The following is a 23078-nucleotide window of genomic DNA, read 5'->3' on the forward strand; positions in this document are numbered from 1 at the left end:
GGGTCTACGCCCTGACCGCGATGAAGTCACACAAACCGCATCCGTGCGACTTCATCCACGCCAGCCCGAGCATCCGTGCGCTCCCAGCCACGTCCACCCGAGCCCACCGTGTGCCCCCGACCTGCTTCCACGACGCTGACATTGATCAGCTGGCTCTGCGTGGCGAAATGGCGAAGGTCGAGCTCTCGACTTTCGCCATTTCGGTAGCGGGTGCCCCAGGCCAGGGCGCTTTCGGCAGGAATTCTGGGTCCTGCCAGACGGTACGAGGTCCACGATTCCCGCCCGCTGTGGCCGGATTGTCGATCGGCGGCACTCGTCCCGACGAACGGTCACGGTGGGTGAGCGTTAGGCCGGGATGGCGCCTTCGCCGGCCCAATCTTGGAGGTCTGGGGGGTGCAGGGTGCAGGACACCCACAGGCCTCCAAGATCCGGCGCTTTCCGCCTTCGGTGGTGGCAGCGCGTGACCGGGGTGCTCGCAGACCACCCGAAGTCGAGATGTCACGGGCGGCGAGCACCGAAACTCGTGCGTTTGCGGTCGTTGGGACAGCCGAACCGCACAAGGTCCGGACGGCACCTCGCGACGAGAGCCGCCGCGCCGCTCAGCCCGTTACCGATCCACAGAGAGTCGAGCGACCTGAACTCGACACCATCGCAGTAGGCCGGTTGCCGCCGCTGCCTCGTCGCGCGATCCAGGCAAGATGCACCCACATGTCAGCCCGAACTTGCCAAGGTCCGGATGCAACACGTCGGCCGCCCGCCGAACGCGGACGCAACACGCCGGCCTCCGGGCGCGGGCTGTTGAGCGTGAGTTCTCCGGCGCGATAACTGGCCCGCTTGCTGGTCAGGGTTCGAAGAGGTGGTGGAGGCCGATCACGTCGAAGACCCGGCGGACGATGCCCAGCGCTCCGGCCAGGCGGAAGTCCAGGCCGGCGTCCTCGGCGGCCACGTAGCCGTCGAGGATGGCGGCGATCGCCTCCGAGTCGATGAAGCGGACACCCCGCAGGTCGATGATGATCCGTGGGACCTCACCCGCGCCCCCGCTGGCCGCCGGTTCGAGGACACGCGCCTCGGTCACCGCCGCCTTCAGGGCGTCGTGGATGTCGGTTCGGGCGCCCATGTCGAGGTCGCCGCTGAAGAGCAGCCGGACCGTTCCGGGGGTGGCCGGCGCCCGGGTGATCGTGAAGTAGTCGTCCGGCACGATAATTGTCTACCAGCAAATATCGGAATCGGCATCCCGAGGAAGAGGGACGCCCTTCCCGGCGTCCCTCTACCCATCGGTCAGCTCTGCGACGCCCAGATCAGGGCCCGGCCCAGCTGGGACTGCAGGCCCTTCGCGTGCAGCCTCCAGATCGGGTCGGTGCCGATCAGCACCACCGGATTGCCCGCCGCGGTCGTGCTTCGCACGATCGAGGCCTGCCCGGCCGCCTCATTCTGGCCGCCGGTTCCGCCCGCCGCCGGCGCCCACCAGCCCGCCAGCAGCGGGTCGGCGGCGTACGACTGCTCGACCGTCACGTCCGCGCCGAGGCCGGTGTACCAGACCGGCTGCGCGATGAACGAGTGCGGGATCGCACCCGACGTGACCGGTCCGCCGTTGTTGACCACGTTGACCACGCCGCTGGCCAGGCTCGCCCCGGAGTGCGCGACGGTGCTGAGCAGGCCGGCCGCGTTGCTGAACGCCGGACCCGCGGTGTCCACGCCGACCACACCGCCGCCCCGGGCCAGGTACGCGTCGAGCGCCGCCTTGTTCTCCGCGGTCAGCGTCGCCGGGTTCAGCGTGTTCGCCACCAGCAGCACGTCCACGTCGCCGGTCAGCGTGGTGGCGAGGGTCGCCGGGGTGACAGCGCGTGACGAGAAGCCGGTGTCCGCGAGGGTGTCCCGGACCTCGACACCGCCGACGTAACCGACCACGACCTCGTCGAGCAGCGTGCCCGTCCAGCGCTTCGGCGCGGCGGTAAAGGAAACCCCATAGCGGCGGACAGCCGACTTGATCAGACCCTGCGAGGACGACGACCACGGGACGACCACCGACCCGTCGGCCAGCCGGTAGACCCGCGCACCCCCGGCGAGCAGGTCGTTGACGGCACGCAGGTCGGTCGCGTCCTGGATGTCGAGCGCGGAGGCGACGCGGCCGGACGGGTACGAGCCACGGGCCACCCCGTCGTAGATCCGGGTCAGCCGGGTCCGGGGCAGCGAGTCCCACAGGGTGTCGACCGTCGCGCCCCAGGTCAGGCCCTGACTCCAGCCGGCCGGTCCGGCGTACAGGTCGGAGACCCGGTCGGTGATGTCGGCGCCCGGTTCGAGCAGCGAGTTCACGATGCCGCGTTTCGGCTGGTGAAGATCAATGACATAAGAGCCACTTGGGTACGACGTACCGTTCGCCCGGAACGACGAGGACGCCTGCCAGACCCGGCCGCCACTGCCGATCAGCAGGTCGACGAGGCGGGCGGCAGCGGCGGGCGAGTGCTGACGGTCGCCGGCCGGGATCACGTACGAGCGGGGGAAGACGGTGCGGTAGTCGTCCTCGGGGCCCCAGCCGGGCACGTACTCGTCCGGGATGTCGCGCTGCGGCTCGCCGGCCCAGCCCCGCCGGTACACCTCGGCCTGGTCGTAGATGACCTGGCTGCGGTTGGCCTGGATGTACTCCAGGGACTTCTTGATCGCCACCTCGTGCACGTCGGTGTTGATGCCCGAGCGGCGCGACTTCTCGGCGGGCGTGAGGTTGCCGCGCGGGTTCAGCGGCGCCTCGATCGTGTACGGGATGCTCGACTGCAACAGCGAGAACGACGGTACGTAGATCGGCGGGAAGTCGTCCCAGACACCCGGTTCGTCGTCGCGGAACGGGATGCGGGCGCTCTGCGTTTCCGCGTACCCAAGGTCTTTGAGGCCCTGCTCGATGCCGAGAGCGTTCGGCAGAGCGTGCTTGATGAAGAGGTCGTATTCGTTGTTGACGTTGTGCGGCGGGGTGCTCGGGTGCAGCAGGGTGGGGCTGACGTACCCGTGCAGGTCGAGCGTGATGATCGGCTTGACGTCGACGGCGAGTTCGCGGATCAGGTTCGTCTCCGGTTGCGAGACGATCGTGAGGTCGCGGTTGAGGTCGTAACCGTTCGCGTTGGCCCGCGTTCCGGCGACCCGGCCGTCCGGGTTGGACGTGATGTTGAAGACCAGCCGGTTGCGCTGCAAGAGCGACGAGACAGCGGGATCGGTGCTGGTCGCGTACTCCGAGATGACCCGCAGCGCCGCGTCGGTGCCCTCCCACTCGTTGCCGTGGATGTTGGCGTTGACGAACAGCGGGGTCTTGTAGTCGCGCAGCAGCTGCTTGTCGGTGCGCGCCCGGACCGGGTCGTCCTCGATGAGGCGCTTCCAGCGTTCCTGGCGCTGCGCCGAGGCAGCGGACTCGGGCGCGGTCACGGTGACCACGTAGAGGTCATACCCGCCGGCCGACTTTCCGGCGACCCGGGCGGAGACCCGGTCGCTGGCCGCCTGGAGGGTGTTGAGCGTCGGCGCGATGTCGTCGTACGCGATGACGCCGATCGGGATCGAGGCGTCGGCGGGGTTGTCCGGCCAGACCGGGAGCACGTTCTGGCGGGGGTAACCGGTGATGTCGCCGATCGGGGTGGCCTTCGGCGGTACGGCGGGCAGGGCGTCGGCATGAGCGGGAGCGTTCCAGCCGGTGACGACGAGGACGGCTACCGCGGTGGAGACGGCAAGTCTTCGCAACATGATCGCCATGGTCGATGTGGACAGCCATGACAGTCAATGTCCAAGCACACATTGCCTATATGTAAGATAGGATATAGGCTCCGCCATCACAGAGCCCTCCTCGGGAGTCTTCTCATGGCGTCGGTACTCAGTCCACCCCTGCCCCGAACCTTCAGATTGCCGGTCAGCGGCCGCTATCTCGGCGGCCGTCTGCTCACCGGTCTCGTCGCCGTCTGGGGCGCGATCACCCTGGTGTTCTTCGCCCTCTACTCGACGGGCAACCCGGCGCTGCTGCTGGTGCCGCCGGACGCGCCGCCCGACGAGGTCGAACGGCTCACCCGGGTGCTCGGCTTCGACCGGCCGATCCCCGAGCAGTACGTCACGTTCCTCGGCACCGTCCTGACCGGACGCTTCCCGGACTCCATTCGGTACGGCGAGAACCCGCTGCCGATCGCGCTGGAGAAGGTCCCGGCCAGCCTCGCCCTCGGCGCGACCGGCCTGCTGATCGGCACCCTGCTCGGCGGTCTGATCGGCTATTGGTCGGCGACCGCCCGCTCGTCCTGGCTGCGCCGCGGCCCGCTCGGTGTCGCTGTCGCGTTCGAGTCGGTGCCGACGTTCTTCATCGGCATCCTGCTGGTGCTGGTCTTCGCGGTGAACCTGGGCTGGTTCCCCGCGACTAACGGCCGTGGACTGCCCGGCCTGGTGCTGCCGGCGGTCACCCTGGCCCTCGCGTTCATCCCGGCGATCGCCCGGGTCTTCCGGACCGCGCTGCTCGACGTGCTCCAGGCCGAACACATCCGCACGGCCCGCGCCAAGGGACTCCCCCACCACCTCCTGGTACGCCGTCACGTCGTCGCCAACGCCCTCGGAACCACGCTCAATGTGGTCGGCATCCAGGCCGGCGTGATGCTCGGCGGCGCCGTGGTCACCGAGTCGGTCTTCGGCTGGCCCGGCATCGGCCAGCTCTCGATCAACGCGGTGCAGAACCGCGACTACCCCCTCGTCATCGTCTGCGTGCTGGTCATCGCGGCCGGCTTCGTCCTGATCAACCTGCTGGTCGACGTCCTGGCCGCGCTGGTGGAACCGAGGTTGCGCTCATGACCACAGCGACGCTGCACAAGGGGCGAACCATCGGGATCGGCGGCTGGATCGGCGCCGGCATCCTCACCGTCGTCGTCGCCGCCACCGTCCTCGCACCCTGGATCACCGGCGACCCGCTGGAACAGCACCTGGAGATCCTGCTGCAGGCCCCGTCGGCCGCGCACCCGTTCGGCACCGACGATCTGGGCCGCGACCTGCTCACCCGGACCATCCATGGTGGACGTACGGCGCTGACCATCTCGGTGATGTCGGCGGTCCTCGCGTCCGTGCTCGGCCTGTCGCTCGCCCTTGCCGGGGCGCTGTTCGGCGGCTGGGTCGACGCGATCAGCGGCCGCCTCGCCGACGTGCAGCTGGCCGTCCCGTCGATCGTGCTCGCCATCGTGGTGCTGTCCTTCGTCGGCAACTCGTTCGGGCCGATCGTGCTGGTCCTGGTCCTGGGCTCGTGGGTGCTGACGTTCCGGGTGGTCCGCGGCCACGCCCGCGCCGTGATCGAGCAGCAGTACGTCGAGGCGGCCCGGGTGGCCGGCGCCGGCCGGGCCGCGATCGCCTGGCGACATCTGATCCCGAGCGTGCTGCCGCTGCTCGCGGTCGCGTTCACCCTGAACGCCTCCTACGCGCTGCTGCTCGAATCCAGCCTCGGCTACCTCGGCCTCGGTGTGCAGCCGCCGCAGCCGGACTGGGGGCAGATGGTCGCCGCCGGTCAGGCACAGATCTTCACGGCGCCGTGGATCGCGTTCTTCCCCGGCCTCGCGGTCGTCGTGACCTCGCTCGGCCTGCAGCTGCTCGGCGACGGCCTGGCGGAGCGATTCACCGGCGGACCGGTGACCAGGAGAGGAACGAAATGACCGTCGTCGCCACAAGAACCGAGACCGTTCTCGACGTCCGCGACCTGCGCATCGGCCTCGCGGACACCCCGATCGTGCACGGCGTCGACATCAGGGTCCCGGCGGGAAAGTCCGTCGGCCTGGTGGGCGAGTCCGGCTCCGGCAAGACCCTCACGGCGCTCGCCATCGCGGGCCTGCTCCCTCCGGCCATCACGATCACCGGCGGCACTGTCACCCTGGCCGGCAAACAACTCTCGGCCGTCGCCGACAGGCACACGACCGAGCACCGGGTCGCCACCATCGGCGTCGTCTTCCAGAACCCGACGCCGTCGCTCAACCCGCGGATGCGGATCAGCAAACAGCTGCATGAGGCTCTGCCGCAGGGCACCGGCCGCCGCGAGGCCGCCGCCCGGATCGCCGAACTGCTCGGCCTGGTCGGCATCACCGACATCCCGAAGACCCTGCACGCGTTCCCGCACGAGCTCTCCGGCGGCCTCAACCAGCGCGTCGTCATCGCGATGGCCCTGGCCCGCGACCCGAAACTGCTGATCGCCGACGAGCCGACGACCGCCCTCGACGTGTCGGTCCAGGCCCAGGTCCTCGACCTGGTCGACTCGCTGCGCGAACGCCTCGGCCTGGGCGTGCTGCTGGTCAGCCACGACATCGGCATCATCGCCGATCGCACCGACGAAGTGCACGTGATGAGTGAGGGCCGGATCGTGGAGTCCGGCCCGACCGCTGACGTGCTGCGGGCGCCGCGTCACGCGTACACCAGGCAGTTGCTCTCAGCGACGCCGTCGCGCCTGGCTCGCGTCGCCCCACCCGCGAAGGCGGCGGAAGCCGCCCAGACCCCGCAACTCACCCTGCGCGATCTGCGACGGTCCTTTTCGGTACGCGGGCGCGAGGGCCGCACCAAGCACGTGGCGCTCGACGGGGTCGACCTGACGCTGCACCGGGGCCAGGCGATCGGGCTGGTCGGCGAGTCCGGATCCGGCAAGACCACCCTCGCGCGGATCGTCGTCGGGCTGGAGCGCGCCGACTCCGGCGAGGTGCGTCACGACGGGCTCGAACTCAGCAAGCAGACCCGTGAGCAGCGGCGACAGTGGCGCCGGGACGTGCAGTACATCTTCCAGGACCCGTACAGCTCGCTGGATCCGCGGCTGAGCGTGGCGCAAACCTTGCGCGAGCCGCTCGAGCTCAACCACCGCGGCCTCTCCCGCGCCGAGGTGTCGCGGCGCATCGACGCGCTGCTCGACGAGGTGGAGCTGCCGCGCGACTTCCGGCACCGGCATCCCTCCGAGCTCTCCGGCGGGCAGCGCCAGCGGGTCGGCATCGCCCGGGCCCTGGCCAGCGAGCCGACCCTGGTGATCGCCGACGAGCCGGTGTCCGCGCTGGACCTGTCGGTGCAGGCCCGCATCCTGCGGCTGCTCGCCCGGCTGCGCGCCGAACGTGACCTGACCTACCTGTTCATCTCGCACGACCTCGCGGTCGTCCGGTACCTGTGCGACGACGTCGTCGTGCTGCGGGACGGCCGGATCGTCGAGCAGGGCCGCACCGACGACGTGCTGCGGAACCCTCGCGACCCCTACACCCAGACCCTGGTTGACGCGATACCCGGAGGCTCCCTGTGAAGAGATTCGCCTTGATCATCCCGATACTTCTGCTCGGCGCGTGCGCGAACGGCGCGTCCGGCGCCGGCGCGGAGGTCGGTGACACGCTGCGGCTCGGCCTGTCCCGGCAGATCACCGGCGTGAACCCGCACAAGGGCGGCTCGCCGGACTCGTCCGGTTCGATCGTCGGCTCTATCTACGAGTCGCTGACCCGGATCACGCCCAGTCTTGAGGTGGAACCCAGCCTGGCCACGTCGTGGACCTCACCGGACCCGCTGAACTGGGACTTCACGATCCGCACGAACGCCAAGTTCTCCGACGGCAGCGCGCTGACCGCTGACGATGTGGCGTGGAACTTCGCGCAGCTGCTCAACCCCGATTACAAGGGCACGTCCGGGGCGCCGCTGCGCAAGTACATCAAGAAGGTGACCGCCTCTTCTCCGGATGTGATCCACTTCGAGCTGTCGGCGCCGGCGCTGGACCTGCCCGGGCGGCTGTGGAGCATCTACATCGTCCAGCCGGCGTTCGCGCAGAGCCACAACCTGGACAACGAGGCGCTCGGCAGCGGGCCGTACAAGCTCGACAAGCTGGACCAGGAGAACGGCGCTGCGCTGTCGCTGAATCCCTCGTACGGCGGCGACAAGCCGGCGTTCGAGAAGGTCGAGTACACCGTGCTCGCCTCCGAGGCGCAGCGGGTCGCCGCTCTGCGCGCCGGTGAGCAGGACCTGATCCTCAACCTGGACCCGCTCGACCTCAAGCAGTTCGAGGGCTCGCCGGATTACGACACCATCCTCGGCGTCGGCACCCAGCCGCTCACCCTGGCGATCAACGAGCGCAAGAAGAACACGCCCCTCGCGAACGCGAAGGTCCGGCAGGCGCTGAACTACGCCACCGACAAGGAAACGATCATCAAGACGGTGCTGCGGGACGCGGTCAAGCCGCTGCCGGGGCAGGTGCTCTACTCGCCTTATCAGACGCCGAATCCCGCTGTTTCCGCATATCCGTTTGATTCGGATCGCGCTAAGGCGCTTTTGGCCGAGGCGGGCTACCCCAACGGCTTCGAGGTGCGGGTCAACCTCTCCTCCGGCACCTATGTCTCGCAGGACGTCGCCACCCAGCAGATCGCCGCGCAGTGGGCCAAGATCGGCGTCACCCTGAAGATCGAGCAGCAGCCGTTCCCGGCCTGGCTGCAGAACCAGTACGGCCCGGACGACCAGGCGGCCGACTTCTTCTACATCATGTGGGGCGGCTCGTACCGCGGTGACCTCAACGGCAACTTCGGGCCGTTCCGCAGCGACCACATCCAGAGCCACCTGAACGCGCCCGAGTTCGACAAGCTCGTCGACCAGGCCCTCGGCGCGACCGACCAGGCGACCAAGGACAAGTTCCAGAATGAGGCGGCCGCGTCCGCGTTCGAGAACGCCCACGCGATCTTCCTGTACCCGTCGCCGTTCACCGGCGTGGTGTCCAAGCAGCTCTCCTGGACCCCGAAGCCGAACCGCTACCTCTACGCACAGCAGGTGGGACGCAAATGAGTGATCAGCTCTTCCTCGGCGGATACGTCCTCTTCCCCAGTGGTCACTACGCCGGCGCGTGGCGTCACCCGTACTCGTCCCGGGACTGGCTGGGCCGCGGCTTCATCCACGAGGTGGCCCGCACCCTGGAAGCCGCCAAGTTCGACCTGGCGTTCATCCCGGAGACCGTCAGCTATCGAGCCGGTTTCGTCCAGCACGGCCTCTCCAACGCGATCAAACACGACCCGGCGCAGGTGGCCGCGCAGATCGCCGCGGTCACCACCCACCTCGGCATCGGCGTGACGCTGTCCACCAGCTTCAACGAGCCGTACAACCTGGCCCGGACCCTCGCCAGCCTGGACCATCTCTCCGGCGGGCGGGTCGCCTGGAACGTCATCCAGTCGCAGGGCCCGGCCAACTACGCGAACTTCCCGCGTGCCGAACAGCTCTCCGGCCCTGAGTTGTACGACCGCGGTGACGAGTTCGTCGAGGCGGTCGTGGCGCTGTGGAAGTCGTGGGACGCGGACGCGCTCGTCCAGGACCAGGAGACCGGTGTCTTCGCCGATCCCTCGTTGATCAGCGCGCCCAACTACGACGGTAAGTACGTCTCGGTGGCCGGGCCGCTGAACCTGCCGCCCACCCCGCAGGGCCATCCGGTGATCATCCAGGCCGGTGACTCGCCGCGGGGCCGGGAGTTCGGCGCCCGCTGGGGTGACGTGATCTTCGCGATCGAGCGGACCCCTGCTGATCTGCGGGCCAAGAAGGACGATCTCAAGGCGAAGGCGCGCGCTCAGGGCCGGGACGCTGACAAGATCCGGCTGTTCGCGGCCGTGCAGCCGATCATCGGGGAGACGACCTCGATCGCTCGGGCTCGGCGGGATTTCCTGCACACCCGGATCACGCCGGCCGCGGGTGTCGAGTTCTTCAGTCAGTTCGCCCGGATCGACTTCACCGGGCTTGCTCATGATGTGTCATATCGTTCGGCTATCGAAGGTCATCCGTGGAACCGGGCGATCACTCAGCTCAACGAGCTACTGGGGTCCCGAATCGGAAATATCAGCATTTCTGAGGCGGCGATCGAGTTCTCCACCAGCGAACTCACCCCGCAGATCGTCGGCACCGGCGTCGAGGTCGCCGAGCAACTCGCCGAGATCTTCGGATCCGGCGCGGCTGACGGCTTCCTGATCACGCCGACGCATTTCCCCGGGTCGTTCGAGGACTTCGGCCGCGCGGTGGTCCCGCACCTGCAACGGCTCGGCGTCTACCGCAAAGATTACGAGGGTACGACTCTTCGCTCTCACCTGGGGATCGCATGACTTTTCACGATCGGCGGCTCGCCTACGACTTCGTTCCGGGCAGCGGGGACACGGCCGTCCTGCTGCTGCACGGCTTCCTCTCCGACCGCCGCGCCGGTGGCCGCTTCGACCGGCTGGCCTCGGAATATGCCCGGCTCGGCCACGCGGTGCTGCGGATCGACTTCAGCGGTTTCGGCGAGTCTGCCGGTGACGTGGTCGACGGCGACAGTCTGCTCCAGGACGCCTCGGCGGCCCTGGACCACCTGGACTCACTCGGGTACACCCGGCAGATCCTGCACGGGCAGAGCCTCGGGTCAGCCGTCGCGCTGCGGATCGCGCCGGAACGCCCGCGGGTCGTCACGCTGGTGCTGACCGGGGCGCTCACCGGGGCCGGCCAGGGCGATCGGCCGTACCCGTTCTTCTCCCCCGAACAGACCGAGGCCTGGTACCGCGACGAGGACGTCCACCTGCCCATCGAGGGCTCCGCGGCGCGCACCCACGTCGTGGTGAACCGGCAGCGCCCGAAGCTGGGCGCCACCGGGACCCAGGAAGAGCTGCTCGGCGCGGTGAAGGTGCCGATCCTGGTGATCCACGGCGACACCGGCGAGCAGGAGCAGGCCCTCGCGGCGATCACCGCGGCGGGCCGGCACCTGCTGCCCCCTGGCTCGGAGGTGGTGGTCATCCCCGGCGCGACGCACGCTTTCTACGAAAGCCTGGACGCCCTCGCCGAGACCACCACAGCGTGGGTACGCAAGCAGGTCTGACCGGTCCGGCTCGTGCTCGTAGTCGCGCTGTCGTCCGGCTCGTGCTCGTGGTCGTTCGGAAGGGGTTTCGGGCGACCACGAGCACTAGCCGGTGAGTGCGCGCAGGGCTGCCGCGGTCAGGACGCCGATCAGCACCGCCAGGAGCATCGGGACCTTGAGCAGCCGGGCGACGACGACCGCGGCCAGTGCGACAGGGACCGTCCAGTCGAGGTCGGCCCAGCGGCGGCCCAGTACCTCGACCACGATCAGCGCCGCCAGCAGGGCCGGCGCCAGAAGCGCGATGACACCGACACTCCAGGGCGGAAGTTCCCGGTCGCCGAGCAGGGCCGGACCGGCTGCTTTCAGCGCGAAGCTACCGGCGGCCACGGCGATGATCGCCAGCCAGAGCGTCATCCCCGAGCCTCCTCACCCGGAGCCTGAACGCCCGGAGCCGGAGCGCCCGGCGGCTGAGCGATCGTCGGCTGAGCGATCGTCGGCTGAGCGATCGTCGGCTGAGCGATCGTCGGCTGCTGAGCCGGCGGCTGCTCGGCCGGCGGGTTCGGGGCTGGTGTGCGGGTGCGTAGGCCGGCCAGTGCGCCCACCGTCGCGCCGAGCAGTGCGATGCCGGCCGGCACCCACCAGAGCAGGGCGGCCGCTACCACCGCACCGATGAGCGCCGCGAGGGCGATCCTCGCCGGCCGCGCTTCCCGGGGCTTCATCTCGTCGAGGAGCAGGACCAGGAAGAACGCCGGGAACACCACGTCCAGCCCGAGCCGCTCCACCAGATCCGCCGAGGGCGCGCCGACCACCCCGATCGCGGTACCGGCCACCCACGCCGGCCACTGCACGATCGTCGCGCCGAACATCCGCCACCGGTCGAACCGGCCACCACCCAGATGAGCGGCCACCCACGAACCGTCCACAACGGCCTGCCCCTGCAGCGCCCGCCGGAACCGCCCACCGGACAGACTCGGCCCGACAGCCAGGCCCATCGGCAGGAACCGCCCGTTGATCAGCAGCGCCGCCCCGACAGCCGGCCCGGCCCCGCCGCTGCCGGCCAGCGCCGCGAGCAGCGTGAACTGCGCCGACCCGGAGAAGATGAGCACCGAGGCGCCGATCGCGGCAAGCGCACTCCACCCCTGGTCCTTGGCGGTGGCCCCAAAGGTGATCGCCAGCACGAACGCGGCGACGGCCAGCCCCGCCCCGACCCGCATGCCCCCGGTGAATCGCTGCCGCGCGGTCTCCACCCCTTCGACCGTACCGACCCCGGCCGATTCCGCACCCCGGGCGGTCACCCGTGGGGCGTGGTCAGATCCATGATCAGCACGTCGCCGTCGAGGACGGCTCGCCAGGTCCCGTCCGGGGCGACGGAGTCGGGTTCCGGCTCGTCAAGGAGCTCATCCGCGCCGATCCACCGCACTCCGCCGGTCTCCGGGTCGAGCAGGTAGTGGCCGTGCGGGCCGCTCGCGACCAGCCCGGTGCGGTCCGGGGCCGCGGCCAGCAGGGTCGTCCCCGGGACCGGGAAGGAACGCCTGCGGCGGCCGCTGCGCACGTCGGAGAGGCGGACCGTACCGTCCTCGGCGGCGGTGGCGAGCCAGCGGCCGTCCGGCGTGGATATCAGGGCCGTGATCGGGGCGTGGTGGGCCGTGACGGCCCAGCGTCGTGAGCCGGTGGCGGTGTCGTACAGCCGGAGTTCGCCGGGGAGCTCCGCCACCGCCAGCCAGGCGCCGTCCGGGGTGGTCGCGAAGAAATCGCCGGGGGCCTCGACACGCGGCAACCCGGTCCGAAGGTCGAGAAGCACGGCGGTCGTAGACCTCCCGTAGTGCGGGTGAGCCAGCCACGAACTGTCCGGGGCGATCGCCAGGTCATTGATGCTGTCGAGCTCCACGGCGTGCAGGCGGCGGCCCTCCCGCACGTCCCAGAGGGTGACGTCACCGTGGGATGACAGGGGTTCGCTGACGCTCGCGACCCACAGGCCCTGCGGCCGGGCGATCAGGGCGCCGATGCCGCCCGGCGCTGACACTCGGAGCCGGCGCATCACGGCTCCCGGATTCCGTACCCGAGGCCCGGCCCGCAGCGTGCGGGCCTGGGCGACCACCGCCGGGTCTTCCCCACCGGCTGCCCAGGCGATCGCCAGGTCGGAGGCGAGTGCGGGACGGCCGCCCTCAGCGAGCCGTCGTGAGACCCAGCTCGCGTCCATGACCAGGCGATTCAGCTCCTCGGCACGGCCCGCCGCCGCCAGATGCCAGGGCAGGTCGGAAGCTTCGCCGGGGTCCAGGACTGCCAGGAGCCGTTGGTGTGGCGCGCCGAGGTGTGGCTGGATCGCGGCGTGCAGCCGGAACGTCGCGGTCTGCGGGTGGTACCCGATCAGGTCTGCCGCCGCCAGGCCGGCACAGGTGTAGTGGGCCGCGCCGCGGGAGACATTCCACAGCCGCCGCACGATGTCGAGCGGGATGTCCTGGTCCGCCGGGAAGACGCCGAGCATGTGCAATCGGTCGCGGGCCACCGGTGGCAGCAGTGCCGACAACGCGGCGACGGCGTCACCGATCGGATCGGGTCCGCCGGACGGAACCTGAACGGCGGCTGACGTCCGGTTGTGGTGGGAACGGTAGGCACGTTCGAAGATGCGGGCGGCCAGACGGCAGGCCAGCGGACGGTCTCCGGCGCGGGCGGCCAGGTGGGCGGCGGTCGGGGCGTCCAGTCCGTACGCGCCGAGTTCGAGCATCAGGGCGACGGACTCGGTACGGCCGAAAGGCTCCAGGGTGACGACAGCCGCGTCGCCGGGCAGCAGCGACGCGTCGGCGGTGATCATCACATAGCGCCTGTGCTGCCCGCCTGCCGCCCAGCCGTGGCCGCGGAGCAGGCGGACCTCCTCGCGGGACCGGATCTCGTCCACGACGATCAAGCCGCGTCGGTGGCGACCGTTCAGAAGGCCGGCGGCTTGTTCCGGGTCTGCCGTGTCGACCGCGGCCAAGTCCTCCCCCGCCGCGGTCAGGAGCCGGGTCATCTCGCGGTTCAGTTGAGCGGCGGCGGGTGAATCGAGCCAGGGCAGGGATTCCGGCGCGGCCACCGGGACAGGAAGCGTCATCCACTCGACGCGGGAGGTGGTGGAGGTGGTGGCCCGAGTCTGTGTGCGGATCCGGCGGGCGAGGTCGGTCCGGCCCGAGCCGGGTGGGCCGACCAGGCCGATGATCGGGGCGTCGCCGGCCAGGGCCTCAGCGAGACAAGCCACCGCGCTGGCGATGCTCATGGCGTCACCCAGGTGAAGCCGTGCAGGCCGCCCTCGCCCCAGAGGAAGAGGCCGGTGCCGTCGGGGCTCCAGCGGCAGCCCCGCGGGCCGCTGATCGCCGGCATCGTGGCGGCTCGGGTCGCGGTTTCGCGGTGGTAGATCCGTAGCTGCGGTTCCGTGCCTCGGGCCGGGTAGGCGACAACGTTTTTACTGACTACTGCCAGCCACTTCTCGTCCGGGGAAACGGCGGCGCCGGTGATCGCGCGGTCGCCGTGATCTCTGCGGATGGGGTCGTCGAGGCCGGCGGCCGGGACGGGACCGAAGTCGGGGGCGGTGGCCTGGGCGGGGAGGGCACGACCATCGGCCGCGTCCCAGAAGTGCACCTTGCCACCGGTACGGGTCGCCAGCCACGAACCGTCTGGCCCGATCGCCAGATCCTGGACCGGGTCGGCGAGGGCGGGCTCGCCGGTCAGGCCCGTGAGGTCGAGGATCACTACATCCTCGTCGACGACAGCGGCCAGCCACGAGCCATCCGGAGCAACGGCCTGTGAGGACCAGACGCCGGCCGGGAAGCCGCCGAGCCGTTCGCCGGTCCGTGGATCCCAGATCCGCATCGGATTGCCGGCCGCGAGCCAGGAGCCGTCCGGGGCGGACGCGAGCCGGCCGCTGCGGCCGGTCATCGCGAACGTGTGCCGCAGGCTGCCGTCGGCGGTGTCGAAGACCAGCGCTCGCCACTGCGTGTCGGGCGCCCGCATCGACCACGGCTCGGCCGGTGCCCAGGTGACGGCCAGCCAAGAGTTGTCGCCCGACGCGGTCAGGTGGCCCCAGAAGCCGTCCGCGGTGTGGATCTGCCGGTGGCGGCCACGAACCGGGTCGATCAGATGCAGGCCGGTGCGGGTCGACGCGGCCAGCCAGGTACCGTCCGGTGCTGCCACCATGGCGGTGACCTGGGAGATCGCAAAGACGTGACGGCGGCGGCCCGTGTGCACGCCGGTTATCCGTACTGTTCCGTCCTCGCTCGCGCTGGCCAGCCAGGAGCCGTCCGGAGCGGCGAGCAGTACGGTGACCCGCGCCAGGTGCGCGGCGGCGCATTGACGGCGGGCCATGGTCGCGGTGTCGTGGACGCTCACCTCGCCCCGTTCATCCCCGACGGCGACCCAACTGCCGTCCGAGGCTGCCGCCGTGAGCCCATGAAAGAGTTCGCCGCGCGGTTTGCCGGTCGCGGCGTCGTACACCGCGGCCTCCGGCCGATTACCGTCGCGGACGGTGACTGCCAGCCAGGAATCGTCGGGCGCGACGGTCAGGCCGACGCTCTGGACGTGGTCCATCGTCCGGCTGCGCCGGATCCGGCCGGCCTTCGAGTCCCAGAAGGAGATGCGAGCGCCTCCCCGATGATCGGCGCTGGCCACCCACATGCCGCCGGCCGTCACGATCACCTCTTGGAAATGGTGCTCGACGTAGAGCAGCCGTATCCGGCGGATCAGCGTGGCGCCGAGGCGGCCGGGAGGCGGCCACCGGTTCGCCAGGTACGGCGCGGCCGGTTCGAGCGCGGCCACCAGTGAGCGCAGTGCCGGGATTCCGTCCAGCCTGCTCGCCAGTAACGCGGACAGGGCGGCGGGGTCGCGTACCGACTCGAAGTGGACGTGCTCGGCCCGCAACGTGCGAGTCAGCGCGACCACCGCCGGGTTGTCGCCGCCGGCGGCGCGTGCCGCCGCCAGGTCGGCGGCGAGACCGGGCGCGCCGTCCTCCGACATCCGCCGGATCATCCAGGCCGGATCGGTGATCGGGTGGCTCGGCGTGTCAGTGGCAGGCTGCTGCCGTCCGGGAACGATCGCGGCCGGCGGCGACGGTGTCATCTCGACCATGACGGCGTGCCGGGGAAGCAGCGACGCGTCCGCGGTGACCAGCAGCAGGTGGACGCCCTGCTTGTCGAATCGGGTGAACACCGCCCAGTGCTCCCGGACGCGTACCTCGTCGATGATCAGCAGCCGGTCGGCGGCGTAAGTGATCAGTTCGGCGGCGGCTTCGTAGGGTGCGACAGGCTCGTGCGTGGTCGGCTGCCACTCCCAGTGCCGCAGGGTACGCACGATCTGCAGGACCATGCCGGCCGCGTCGGGGGTGTCCTGCCAGGGCAGGTCTGTGTCCAGTGCCGGGCCGGTGGTGATCCAGGCGACGTCACGGAAACGGCGCGGCTGCGGACGTTCGTAGATCTGTCGGATGAGCGCCGTGCGTTCCGGACCGGGCGGGCCGACCAGTCCGACAGTGGGGGTTCTTCCTGCCAGCGCCTCGGCCAGGCGGGTGGCGGTTGTGGTCGTCATGGCGTCACCCAGGTGAAGCCGTGCAGGCCGCCTTCGCCCCAGAGGAAAAGGCCGGTGCCGTCCGGGCTCCAGCGGCAGTCCGCCGGGCCGTCGATCGCCGGCATCGTGGCTGCCAGGGTGGCGGAGGTCTGGTCGTAGATCCGGAGTTGGGCCGCCAGGTCGCGGACCGGGTGGTGGCTGAGGACCGCGAGCCATCGTCCGTCCGGGGAGACGGCCGTGCCGGCGATCTCCCGGTCGCCGTGGTCCTCGCGGATGCGGTCGTCGAGCAGGGCGGGTGGCGTGGACGCGAGATCGACGTCGGCAAGCGTGAGATCGACGCCAGCAAGCGTGAGATCGGCGGGGAGACTGCGGCCGTCGGCCGGGTCCCAGAAGCGGACCTCGCCGCCGGGTGCGTGGGTGGCCAGCCAGGACGGGCCCGCGGTCAGGTGCGTGACCGGGTCGGCGTGGGTGGGGTCGGCGCCGGGTTCGGCGGCTGTGGTCAGGTCGAGGATCACCACGTCGCTGCCTACGTGGGCGGCCAGCCAGGTGCCGTCCGGGGCGACCGCCTGGGAACTCCAGGTGCCTGCCGGGAATCCGGGACGGCGAACGCCGGTGGCGGTGTCCCAGATCCGCATCGGGTACCCCGCTGCGATCCACGATCCGTCCGGGGCGGACGCCAGCCGGGTGTGGTGGTTCACCTCAACCGGCAGGGTGTGCCGGAGATCCGCGCCGTCGAAGAGCAGTACGCCCCGCCCTTCGTAGGCTGCCGCCAGCCACGTGCCACCGGCGGCGAGATCGTGGAGGGTGCCGCCGCCGGGGTGGATGCGGCGGTTGGTACCGCGGGCCGGGTCGATCAGGTGTACGCCGTACGGGCCGGCCGCCGCGAGCCACTTTCCGCGCGGGTCGACGGCCAGCCGGGTGACCTTCGGGACGGCGAGGGCGCGGCGGGGGCGTCCGGTGCGTACGTCGGTGATCCGGACCGTGCCGTCCTCGCCGGCGCTGGCCAGCCAGGAACCGTCCGGTGCCACGGCCAGCGCGGTGATCCGGGCCCAGTGGGCCGCGATGAGCTGGAGCTGTTCGAACGTGGCGGTGTCGTGGACGCGGACCTCGCCCTGCTGGTCGCCGACAGCGAGCCAGCTTCCGTCGGGTGCGGCGGCCACGACGTCGCCGGGGATCAGGCCGCGCACCTCGCGGGTGGCCGGGTCGACCAGGCTCACCCCGGCAGCCTCATCCGAGCGCAGGCTGATCGCGATCCAGGAGTCGTCCGGCGCAGGTAGCAGGCCGGTGATCCGGACACCCTCCAGGGTGAGGCGGCGCCGTCTGCGGCCCGCCAGGGGATCCCACTGGGAGATCTCGGCGCCGCCGTCGGCGGTCCACATGCTGCCCGTGGTGACGGCTACGGCGACGAGGCTCTGGTCGATCACGATCCGGCGGATCAGCGCTGATCCGAATCGGCCAGGCGGTGGCCACTTGTTCAGCAGACAGGGCGGGGAGACAAGCCCGGACAACCCCAGACGACCGGCGACCAGCGCTGCCAGGGTGCGCTTAGTGCGTACCCCTGCGAAGTTGATCTCCTCGGCCCGGAGTGTGCGTGCCAGGGTGACCAGCGCGGGGTGGGGGTTGGTCGCCCAGGCGATCGCCAGATCGACGGCGAGCGCGGGGGCGCCCTCCTCGGCGAGACGGCGGCAGATCCCGTCCGGATCCATGTCGAAAGGCTCAGCAGAGGTCGGGGAAACAGGGAATGCCGAGGATGGCGGACCCCAGACCACGACGGCGCCTCTCGGCAGCAGCGAGGCCTTCTCGGTGATCAGCAGGAGGCGGCCGCGGGCGCTGAACGCGTCGAACATCGCCACCTGCTCGGCGGTGCGCACGCCGTCGACGACCAGGAGGCGGCCGTCGCTGGAGGCGGCGAGTTCGGCGGCGGCGCGTTCGGCGGCGACCGGCTCGCGGAACGGCCCGCCGTCCCATAACCGCAGCGTACGCACGATCTGGAGGGTCAGGTCCGCTGCTTCCGGGGTGTCCGGCCAGTGCATCCAGTCGGGCGCGGGCGGCGGCGGGGCGAGGGTGATCCAGCCGGCGCCGGGGAACCGCTGGACGGCGTCGCGGGCCAGAGCTGTGCGGGCGGGGCCGGGCGGGCCGACGAGGCCGATGACCCGGGGTGTGCCGGTGAGAGCGCGGTCGAGCCGCTCAGAGTCGATCAATCCAGAACTTTCATCATCGCGAAACTTTAACCAGGTCCGGCAATCGATTTTCGGGGCGACGCCCGGATATCTCACCCTCCCGGGATGAGGCGCACTGGACAAAACGCCTCCTAGCGTCGCTGGATGGACGCGCTGCTGGGATCACTGACCGAAAACGAACTCGCCCTCGTCCGGGAGACCGAACCGGACCGCATCGCCGGGCTGGACGAGGACGCCCTGATCGACCTGCACAACCGGGTGCGGCGGGCCCGGACCAAGTACGTGAAGGCGTACCGGCGACGGGCCGCGACCCGCGTCGAGGAGGCCGGCGGCCGGGGGAAGGCGCACGCGCAGAACGCCCGCCGGCGGTACAAGGCCGAGATCTTCGAGGGTCTGCTCGCCGCCGTGAGCCGGCAACTGTCCCTCGTGGCGCAGGCGAGCGCCGAGGCCTACGAGGTCGAGCGGCTCAAGGCGGATCCGCCGCCCGCTGCACCGAAGCGGCAAAAGGCGCAGAAACCGGCACCGCAGCTGATCGACCGGCGTCCGAACTCGCCGGACCTGCGCAAACGTGCCGCCTCGACCCGGGCTTCGGGCAAGCGGCGGCAGGCGCGAAAGGACAGTCGCTCCTGAAACAGCAGGCAGCGGGGCCGGTCACTCCCTTGACGGGAAAGTGACCGGCCCCTATTTTTTGTCGAAAGTATTTTCAGAAAGTTTCACTCCTGTTGCAGCAAGACATCCCCCATCTCTCACAGGAGATCCCCGTGACTCGTCCCCGCAGCCGTCTCGCCACCGCCCTCGCCGCCACCACGCTCGCTCTCGGACTCGGCGGCTTCGGCGTCGCCTCCCTCGTCAGCGGCCCCGACGCCTTCGCCGCCCCGCCGGGCAGCAAGGACGTCACCGCCGTGATGTTCGAGTGGAAGTTCGCCTCGATCGCCACCGAATGCACCAATCGGCTCGGCCCGCTCGGGTACGGGTACGTCCAGGTCTCGCCCCCGCAGGAGCACATCCAGGGGAGCCAGTGGTGGACGTCGTACCAGCCGGTCTCGTACAAGATCGCAAGCCGTCTGGGTGACCGGGCCGCCTTCAGCTCGATGATCAGTGCCTGTCACGCCGCAGGCGTGAAGGTCATCGCCGACACCGTGATCAACCACATGAGCGCAGGGTCCGGGACCGGCACCGGCGGCACGACCTACAGCAAGTACAACTACCCCGGGTACTACTCGAACGCCGACTTCCACTCCTGCCGGACGGCGATCACCGACTACACCAACCGGTCCAACGTGCAGGACTGTGAGCTGGTCAACCTCTCCGACCTGAACACCGGCAGCGACTACGTGCGTTCCACGATCGCCGCGTACCTGAACGACCTGTCGTCACTCGGTGTGGACGGGTTCCGGGTCGACGCGGCCAAGCACATGTCCGCCGCCGACCTGGCCGGCATCAAGTCGAAGCTCTCCAACACCGGCGCGTACTGGAAGCAGGAGGTCATCTTCGGCTCCGGCGAGGCCGTCCAGCCGACCGAGTACACCGGCACCGGCGACGTGCAGGAGTTCCGGTTCGCCCGCGACCTCAAGCGGGTGTTCCTCAGCGAGAACCTCGCCTACCTGTCGAACTTCGGCGCCTCGTGGGGTTACCTGCCGAGCAACCAGGCGGCCGTCTTCGTCGACAACCACGACACCGAGCGTGGTGGCGACACGCTGAGTTACAAGAACGGGTCCGCGTACACCCTCGCGCAGGTCTTCACACTGGCCTGGCCCTACGGCGCACCGGACGTGAACTCCGGCTACGAGTTCACCGACCACGACGCCGGACCGCCCAACGGCGGCACCGTCAACGCCTGCTACACCGACGGCTGGAAATGTCAGCACGCCTGGCGGCAGGTCGGCAACATGGTCGGCTTCCGCAACAACGTCGCCGGAACGGCCGTCACCAACTGGTGGAGCAACGGCGCCGATCAGATCGCTTTCGGACGCGGCAGCAAGGGTTACGTCGCGATCAACCACGAGAGCAGCTCGCTGACGCGTACCTTCCAGACCTCACTGCCGGCCGGAACCTACTGCGACGTCCAGCACGGCGACCCGGTCGCCGGCGGCGGCTGCAGCGGCGTTTCCTACGCGGTCAACGCATCCGGGCAGTTCACGGCGACGATCCCGGCAGGCGAGGCGGTGGCTCTGTATGTCGGCGCGACCGGCGGAGTGACGCCGACCACGACCGCTCCGTCCTCACCGACACCGTCGGCGTCGGCTTCCGCTTCCGCTTCGCCGTCGGCCTCGGCGTCGGCGTCGGCTTCCGCCGGGGCGAGCTTCGGGGTTAACGCGACGACCACTCTCGGTCAGAACATCTTCGTGACCGGCAACCAGTCCGCCCTCGGCAACTGGACGCCGGCGAGCGCGGTAGCCCTCTCCTCCGCCACCTACCCGGTCTGGACCGGCACGGTCTCCCTGCCCGCCGGAACCAGCTTCGAATACAAATACCTCCGCAAGAACAGCGACGGCACCGTCACCTGGGAATCCGGCGCCAACCGAACCGCGACCGTCCCGGCCAGCGGCTCCCTCACCCTGAGTGACACCTTCCGCAGCTGACCATCGGGTACGCGTAACCGGCCGCCCGCTTCGTGCGGGCGGCCTCCGCCCCAAGCCCCCAAGGGCATCGCACCCAAGCTCACACGGGGCAGCTCGCTCGCCGTCGGCCCGCCTTCCTGCGGATCTTGAGTGATTTTCGACCGCCCGTGGTGCGACATCGCTCAAGATTCTCTGTGGCCGCCCGTTCAACCAAGCGGCGGAACGTGGTGGAGTTCGACCACGAAAGATCTCTAGTAGGCTCACGTCGCTCCGGACGGCACCACATGAGGGACGCAGATGAACGACGACGGTGAGTTCCGCGCGGACCGTACACAGGAGATCTTCCTGCCAGCCACGGTCTCGCCCGTGCCCCCCGCACACGGTGGCGCCGAAGTCGTGGAGGTGGCCGCCTACCGCGGGCAGACCCACTTCGAACGCGAGGTGGTCGAGAAGCTCGCCGCCGCTGCCGCCCGGTCGGTACCCGGCGTCGACGAGCTCGGCGGCGACGTGGCCCGCTTCTTCAACTCGGTCCTCGACAAGATCGGCCTGGACAAGGTCGGCGACGCGACCCGCGGCGTGACGGCCAGCGTGGACGGACTCGACGTCGAGATCACGGTGGTCCTGGTGATCGCCGCCGGCAAGGTCGTCTCCGAGGTGACCGCGGCCGTGCGGACCGCGGTGATCGCAGCCGTGGAGAACTACGGCCTCCACGTCAGCAACGTCGACGTCAAGGTCGACGACATCCGCCTCCACCACGAGTAACGGTATTTCAACGGCGCCTGCTCAGGAACGGCGACGGCGCGCGATCAGCAGGCCCAGCGCGGCGCCCGCAATGATCATGAAGGCTGCGGCGGCGATCGCGCCGAACGGGAGTTCCCGAGAGACCGCCCGCGTCTCCGCCGATGAGGTTTCGCCCTGCGTTACGTCACTCTGCGTGGCCTCAGTCGGCGGTCTGGTCTCCGCCGGTGTGGTGGCCTCCGCCGGTGATGTCGACTCGCCCTGGGGTGCATCGCCCGGCTGGCCGGTCAGCGGATAGCTCCGAATCGGCGCGTCTTTCCCCTCGGAGACCGTGAGCAGCGCGGATCCATCGGCACTGTAGGCGATCGACTCGCCCTGCGGCTCGTCCGGCAGCGCGACCGTCCGGGAACTGCAGCCGGTCAAGGCCGCAACCACGTCACCCTTAGTGACATCACATTCAAAGGCATCCGAGTACGTACGGAGTACAGCACGCGTCCGGTCGGCGTTGACGGCGGCGCCCGTGATCACCAGGCGTCCCGGGAACCCGAACGGGTTGCTGGTACTCGTCACCGGAATCCCGAAGTCCCCGGCCCGCCGCAGCGGCGTGGTCTTCCCCGAGCGCAGCTCACCGTCCGGAACATAGATCCCCGCCGTGACCGGATCCTTGGTGATCACCACGGGCGTGCCGTCCCCCGAGATCAGCAGAGCTTCAGCGTCATGCGCCCCATCCGGGTAGGAGAGCCGGAACAACTTGGGCGACTTGGCCCCGGGCGAGAGCCGCCACAACCCGATAGTCTCCCGGCTGCCACTGTTGTCCCCGATGTCACCGACCCAGACGGTCTGGTCCGGCCCCCGAGCCAGATCCTCGGTGTCCCGAGGCCGCGACGGATACTTCACGGTCCGGACAACCTTGCACTTCCGATTCAAAAAGAAGATCCGCCGCCCGTCCGGATCATCAGCCCCGTCATTGACCACCACATAACCGTCGCCGTCGGTGAGCAGCCCAGAGATCTCATTGAGCCGGTCGTCCGTGATCTCACACAGCTCCCCCGGAGCCCGCACCGCAGCGACCGGGGGAACGGCCAGGGGCGCGGCCCCGATCAAAGCAGCAAGCACAACGGCCGGAAACACCATGCGTTGCACAGTATCCGGCCCCCAACAGCCCGATCCCCGACCGCCCGCAGACGCTGTGGTCCCCCACCGCCGAACGGTCCCGCTCACCCCGCCTAAGGCATCCTAGGAGGCTAGGCCGAGACCTCCGAACGAAACCGACGGGCCAGACCGAGC

17 protein-coding genes are annotated in these 23078 nt (G+C 70.0%); 9 read left to right on the forward strand and 8 right to left on the reverse strand.

The features are described 5' to 3' along the window. Positions 1-841 precede the first annotated feature (841 nt). Both B0I29_RS01230 and B0I29_RS01235 read right to left on the reverse strand, forming a co-directional pair. Positions 842-1198, reverse strand: coding sequence for an STAS domain-containing protein (locus tag B0I29_RS01230; RefSeq protein WP_181557639.1), 357 nt, complete (start codon positions 1196-1198; stop codon positions 842-844). 80 nt (positions 1199-1278) lie between these two features. Further along, positions 1279-3720 (reverse strand): M14 family zinc carboxypeptidase, encoded by a 2442-nt coding sequence (locus B0I29_RS01235; protein ID WP_111647316.1) that lies wholly within the window; start codon positions 3718-3720, stop codon positions 1279-1281. A gap of 114 nt (positions 3721-3834) precedes the next feature. Here B0I29_RS01235 and B0I29_RS01240 point away from each other — a divergent pair, with 114 nt between their 5' ends. Genes B0I29_RS01240 through B0I29_RS01265 form a run of 6 tightly spaced genes read left to right on the forward strand, consistent with a single transcriptional unit; the run spans position 3835 to position 10807 of the window. Continuing rightward, positions 3835-4800, forward strand: a complete 966-nt coding sequence (locus B0I29_RS01240; RefSeq protein WP_181557640.1) for an ABC transporter permease — start codon at positions 3835-3837, stop codon at positions 4798-4800. Next, a complete protein-coding gene (locus tag B0I29_RS01245) occupies positions 4797-5645 on the forward strand; it encodes an ABC transporter permease (RefSeq protein WP_111646922.1) in 849 nt (282 codons plus the stop codon). Before B0I29_RS01240 ends, B0I29_RS01245 begins: the two co-directional genes overlap by 4 nt. Continuing rightward, a complete protein-coding gene (locus tag B0I29_RS01250) occupies positions 5642-7255 on the forward strand; it encodes a dipeptide ABC transporter ATP-binding protein (protein ID WP_111646923.1) in 1614 nt (537 codons plus the stop codon). Before B0I29_RS01245 ends, B0I29_RS01250 begins: the two co-directional genes overlap by 4 nt. Next, entirely contained in the window at positions 7252-8769 is a 1518-nt protein-coding gene (locus tag B0I29_RS01255) for an ABC transporter substrate-binding protein (RefSeq protein ID WP_111646924.1), read from the forward strand. Before B0I29_RS01250 ends, B0I29_RS01255 begins: the two co-directional genes overlap by 4 nt. Beyond that, a complete protein-coding gene (locus tag B0I29_RS01260) occupies positions 8766-10064 on the forward strand; it encodes an NtaA/DmoA family FMN-dependent monooxygenase (RefSeq protein ID WP_111646925.1) in 1299 nt (432 codons plus the stop codon). The genes B0I29_RS01255 and B0I29_RS01260 overlap by 4 nt, the downstream gene beginning before the upstream one ends. Then, a complete protein-coding gene (locus B0I29_RS01265) occupies positions 10061-10807 on the forward strand; it encodes an alpha/beta hydrolase family protein (RefSeq protein ID WP_111646926.1) in 747 nt (248 codons plus the stop codon). The genes B0I29_RS01260 and B0I29_RS01265 overlap by 4 nt, the downstream gene beginning before the upstream one ends. Positions 10808-10891: 84 nt before the next feature. Here B0I29_RS01265 and B0I29_RS01270 read toward each other — a convergent pair whose 3' ends face one another. From B0I29_RS01270 to B0I29_RS01290, 5 genes are read right to left on the reverse strand one after another with little or no spacing between them, the layout of a single operon-like run. After that, positions 10892-11200: an AzlD domain-containing protein gene (locus B0I29_RS01270; RefSeq protein ID WP_111646927.1), complete on the reverse strand. Its 309-nt coding sequence runs from the start codon at positions 11198-11200 to the stop codon at positions 10892-10894. Next, on the reverse strand, positions 11197-12033 hold the full coding sequence (locus B0I29_RS01275) for an AzlC family ABC transporter permease (protein ID WP_111647317.1): 837 nt from the start codon (positions 12031-12033) through the stop codon (positions 11197-11199). Before B0I29_RS01275 ends, B0I29_RS01270 begins: the two co-directional genes overlap by 4 nt. 44 nt (positions 12034-12077) lie before the next feature. Continuing rightward, positions 12078-14036, reverse strand: a complete 1959-nt coding sequence (locus B0I29_RS01280; RefSeq protein ID WP_111646928.1) for a WD40 repeat domain-containing protein — start codon at positions 14034-14036, stop codon at positions 12078-12080. Continuing rightward, positions 14033-16333, reverse strand: a complete 2301-nt coding sequence (locus B0I29_RS01285; RefSeq protein ID WP_181557641.1) for a WD40 repeat domain-containing protein — start codon at positions 16331-16333, stop codon at positions 14033-14035. Before B0I29_RS01285 ends, B0I29_RS01280 begins: the two co-directional genes overlap by 4 nt. Then, positions 16330-18513: a WD40 repeat domain-containing protein gene (locus tag B0I29_RS01290; RefSeq protein ID WP_111646930.1), complete on the reverse strand. Its 2184-nt coding sequence runs from the start codon at positions 18511-18513 to the stop codon at positions 16330-16332. Before B0I29_RS01290 ends, B0I29_RS01285 begins: the two co-directional genes overlap by 4 nt. A 123-nt stretch (positions 18514-18636) precedes the next feature. On the opposite strand from B0I29_RS01290, the gene B0I29_RS01295 reads away from it, so the two are divergent. The 3 genes from B0I29_RS01295 (at position 18637) to B0I29_RS01305 (ending at position 21815) form a co-directional block, all read left to right on the forward strand. Next, a complete protein-coding gene (locus tag B0I29_RS01295; RefSeq protein ID WP_111646931.1) occupies positions 18637-19122 on the forward strand; it encodes a hypothetical protein in 486 nt (161 codons plus the stop codon). A gap of 131 nt (positions 19123-19253) precedes the next feature. Continuing rightward, on the forward strand, positions 19254-21074 hold the full coding sequence (locus B0I29_RS01300) for a carbohydrate-binding module family 20 domain-containing protein (protein WP_220091251.1): 1821 nt from the start codon (positions 19254-19256) through the stop codon (positions 21072-21074). Between the two features lie 276 nt (positions 21075-21350). Further along, positions 21351-21815, forward strand: coding sequence for an Asp23/Gls24 family envelope stress response protein (locus B0I29_RS01305; protein WP_111646932.1), 465 nt, complete (start codon positions 21351-21353; stop codon positions 21813-21815). A 21-nt stretch (positions 21816-21836) separates the two neighbouring features. Here the strand turns inward: B0I29_RS01305 and B0I29_RS01310 are convergent, their stop codons facing one another. Beyond that, a complete protein-coding gene (locus B0I29_RS01310; protein WP_111646933.1) occupies positions 21837-22925 on the reverse strand; it encodes a hypothetical protein in 1089 nt (362 codons plus the stop codon). Between the last annotated feature and the right edge of the window lie 153 nt (positions 22926-23078).

The organism is Actinoplanes lutulentus (assembly GCF_003259845.1).
Taxonomy (GTDB): Bacteria; Actinomycetota; Actinomycetes; order Mycobacteriales; family Micromonosporaceae; genus Actinoplanes; species Actinoplanes lutulentus.

Bases quoted from the DNA above. Each gene is read 5' to 3' on its own strand.
- B0I29_RS01235 (WP_111647316.1), bottom strand. From the start codon at position 3,720: ATGTTGCGAAGACTTGCCGTCTCCACCGCGGTAGCCGTCCTCGTCGTC.
- B0I29_RS01240 (WP_181557640.1), top strand. From the start codon at position 3,835: ATGGCGTCGGTACTCAGTCCACCCCTGCCCCGAACCTTCAGATTGCCG.
- B0I29_RS01245 (WP_111646922.1), top strand. From the start codon at position 4,797: ATGACCACAGCGACGCTGCACAAGGGGCGAACCATCGGGATCGGCGGC.
- B0I29_RS01250 (WP_111646923.1), top strand. From the start codon at position 5,642: ATGACCGTCGTCGCCACAAGAACCGAGACCGTTCTCGACGTCCGCGAC.
- B0I29_RS01260 (WP_111646925.1), top strand. From the start codon at position 8,766: ATGAGTGATCAGCTCTTCCTCGGCGGATACGTCCTCTTCCCCAGTGGT.
- B0I29_RS01265 (WP_111646926.1), top strand. From the start codon at position 10,061: ATGACTTTTCACGATCGGCGGCTCGCCTACGACTTCGTTCCGGGCAGC.
- B0I29_RS01270 (WP_111646927.1), bottom strand. From the start codon at position 11,200: ATGACGCTCTGGCTGGCGATCATCGCCGTGGCCGCCGGTAGCTTCGCG.
- B0I29_RS01280 (WP_111646928.1), bottom strand. From the start codon at position 14,036: ATGAGCATCGCCAGCGCGGTGGCTTGTCTCGCTGAGGCCCTGGCCGGC.
- B0I29_RS01285 (WP_181557641.1), bottom strand. From the start codon at position 16,333: ATGACGACCACAACCGCCACCCGCCTGGCCGAGGCGCTGGCAGGAAGA.
- B0I29_RS01295 (WP_111646931.1), top strand. From the start codon at position 18,637: ATGGACGCGCTGCTGGGATCACTGACCGAAAACGAACTCGCCCTCGTC.
- B0I29_RS01305 (WP_111646932.1), top strand. From the start codon at position 21,351: ATGAACGACGACGGTGAGTTCCGCGCGGACCGTACACAGGAGATCTTC.
- B0I29_RS01310 (WP_111646933.1), bottom strand. From the start codon at position 22,925: ATGGTGTTTCCGGCCGTTGTGCTTGCTGCTTTGATCGGGGCCGCGCCC.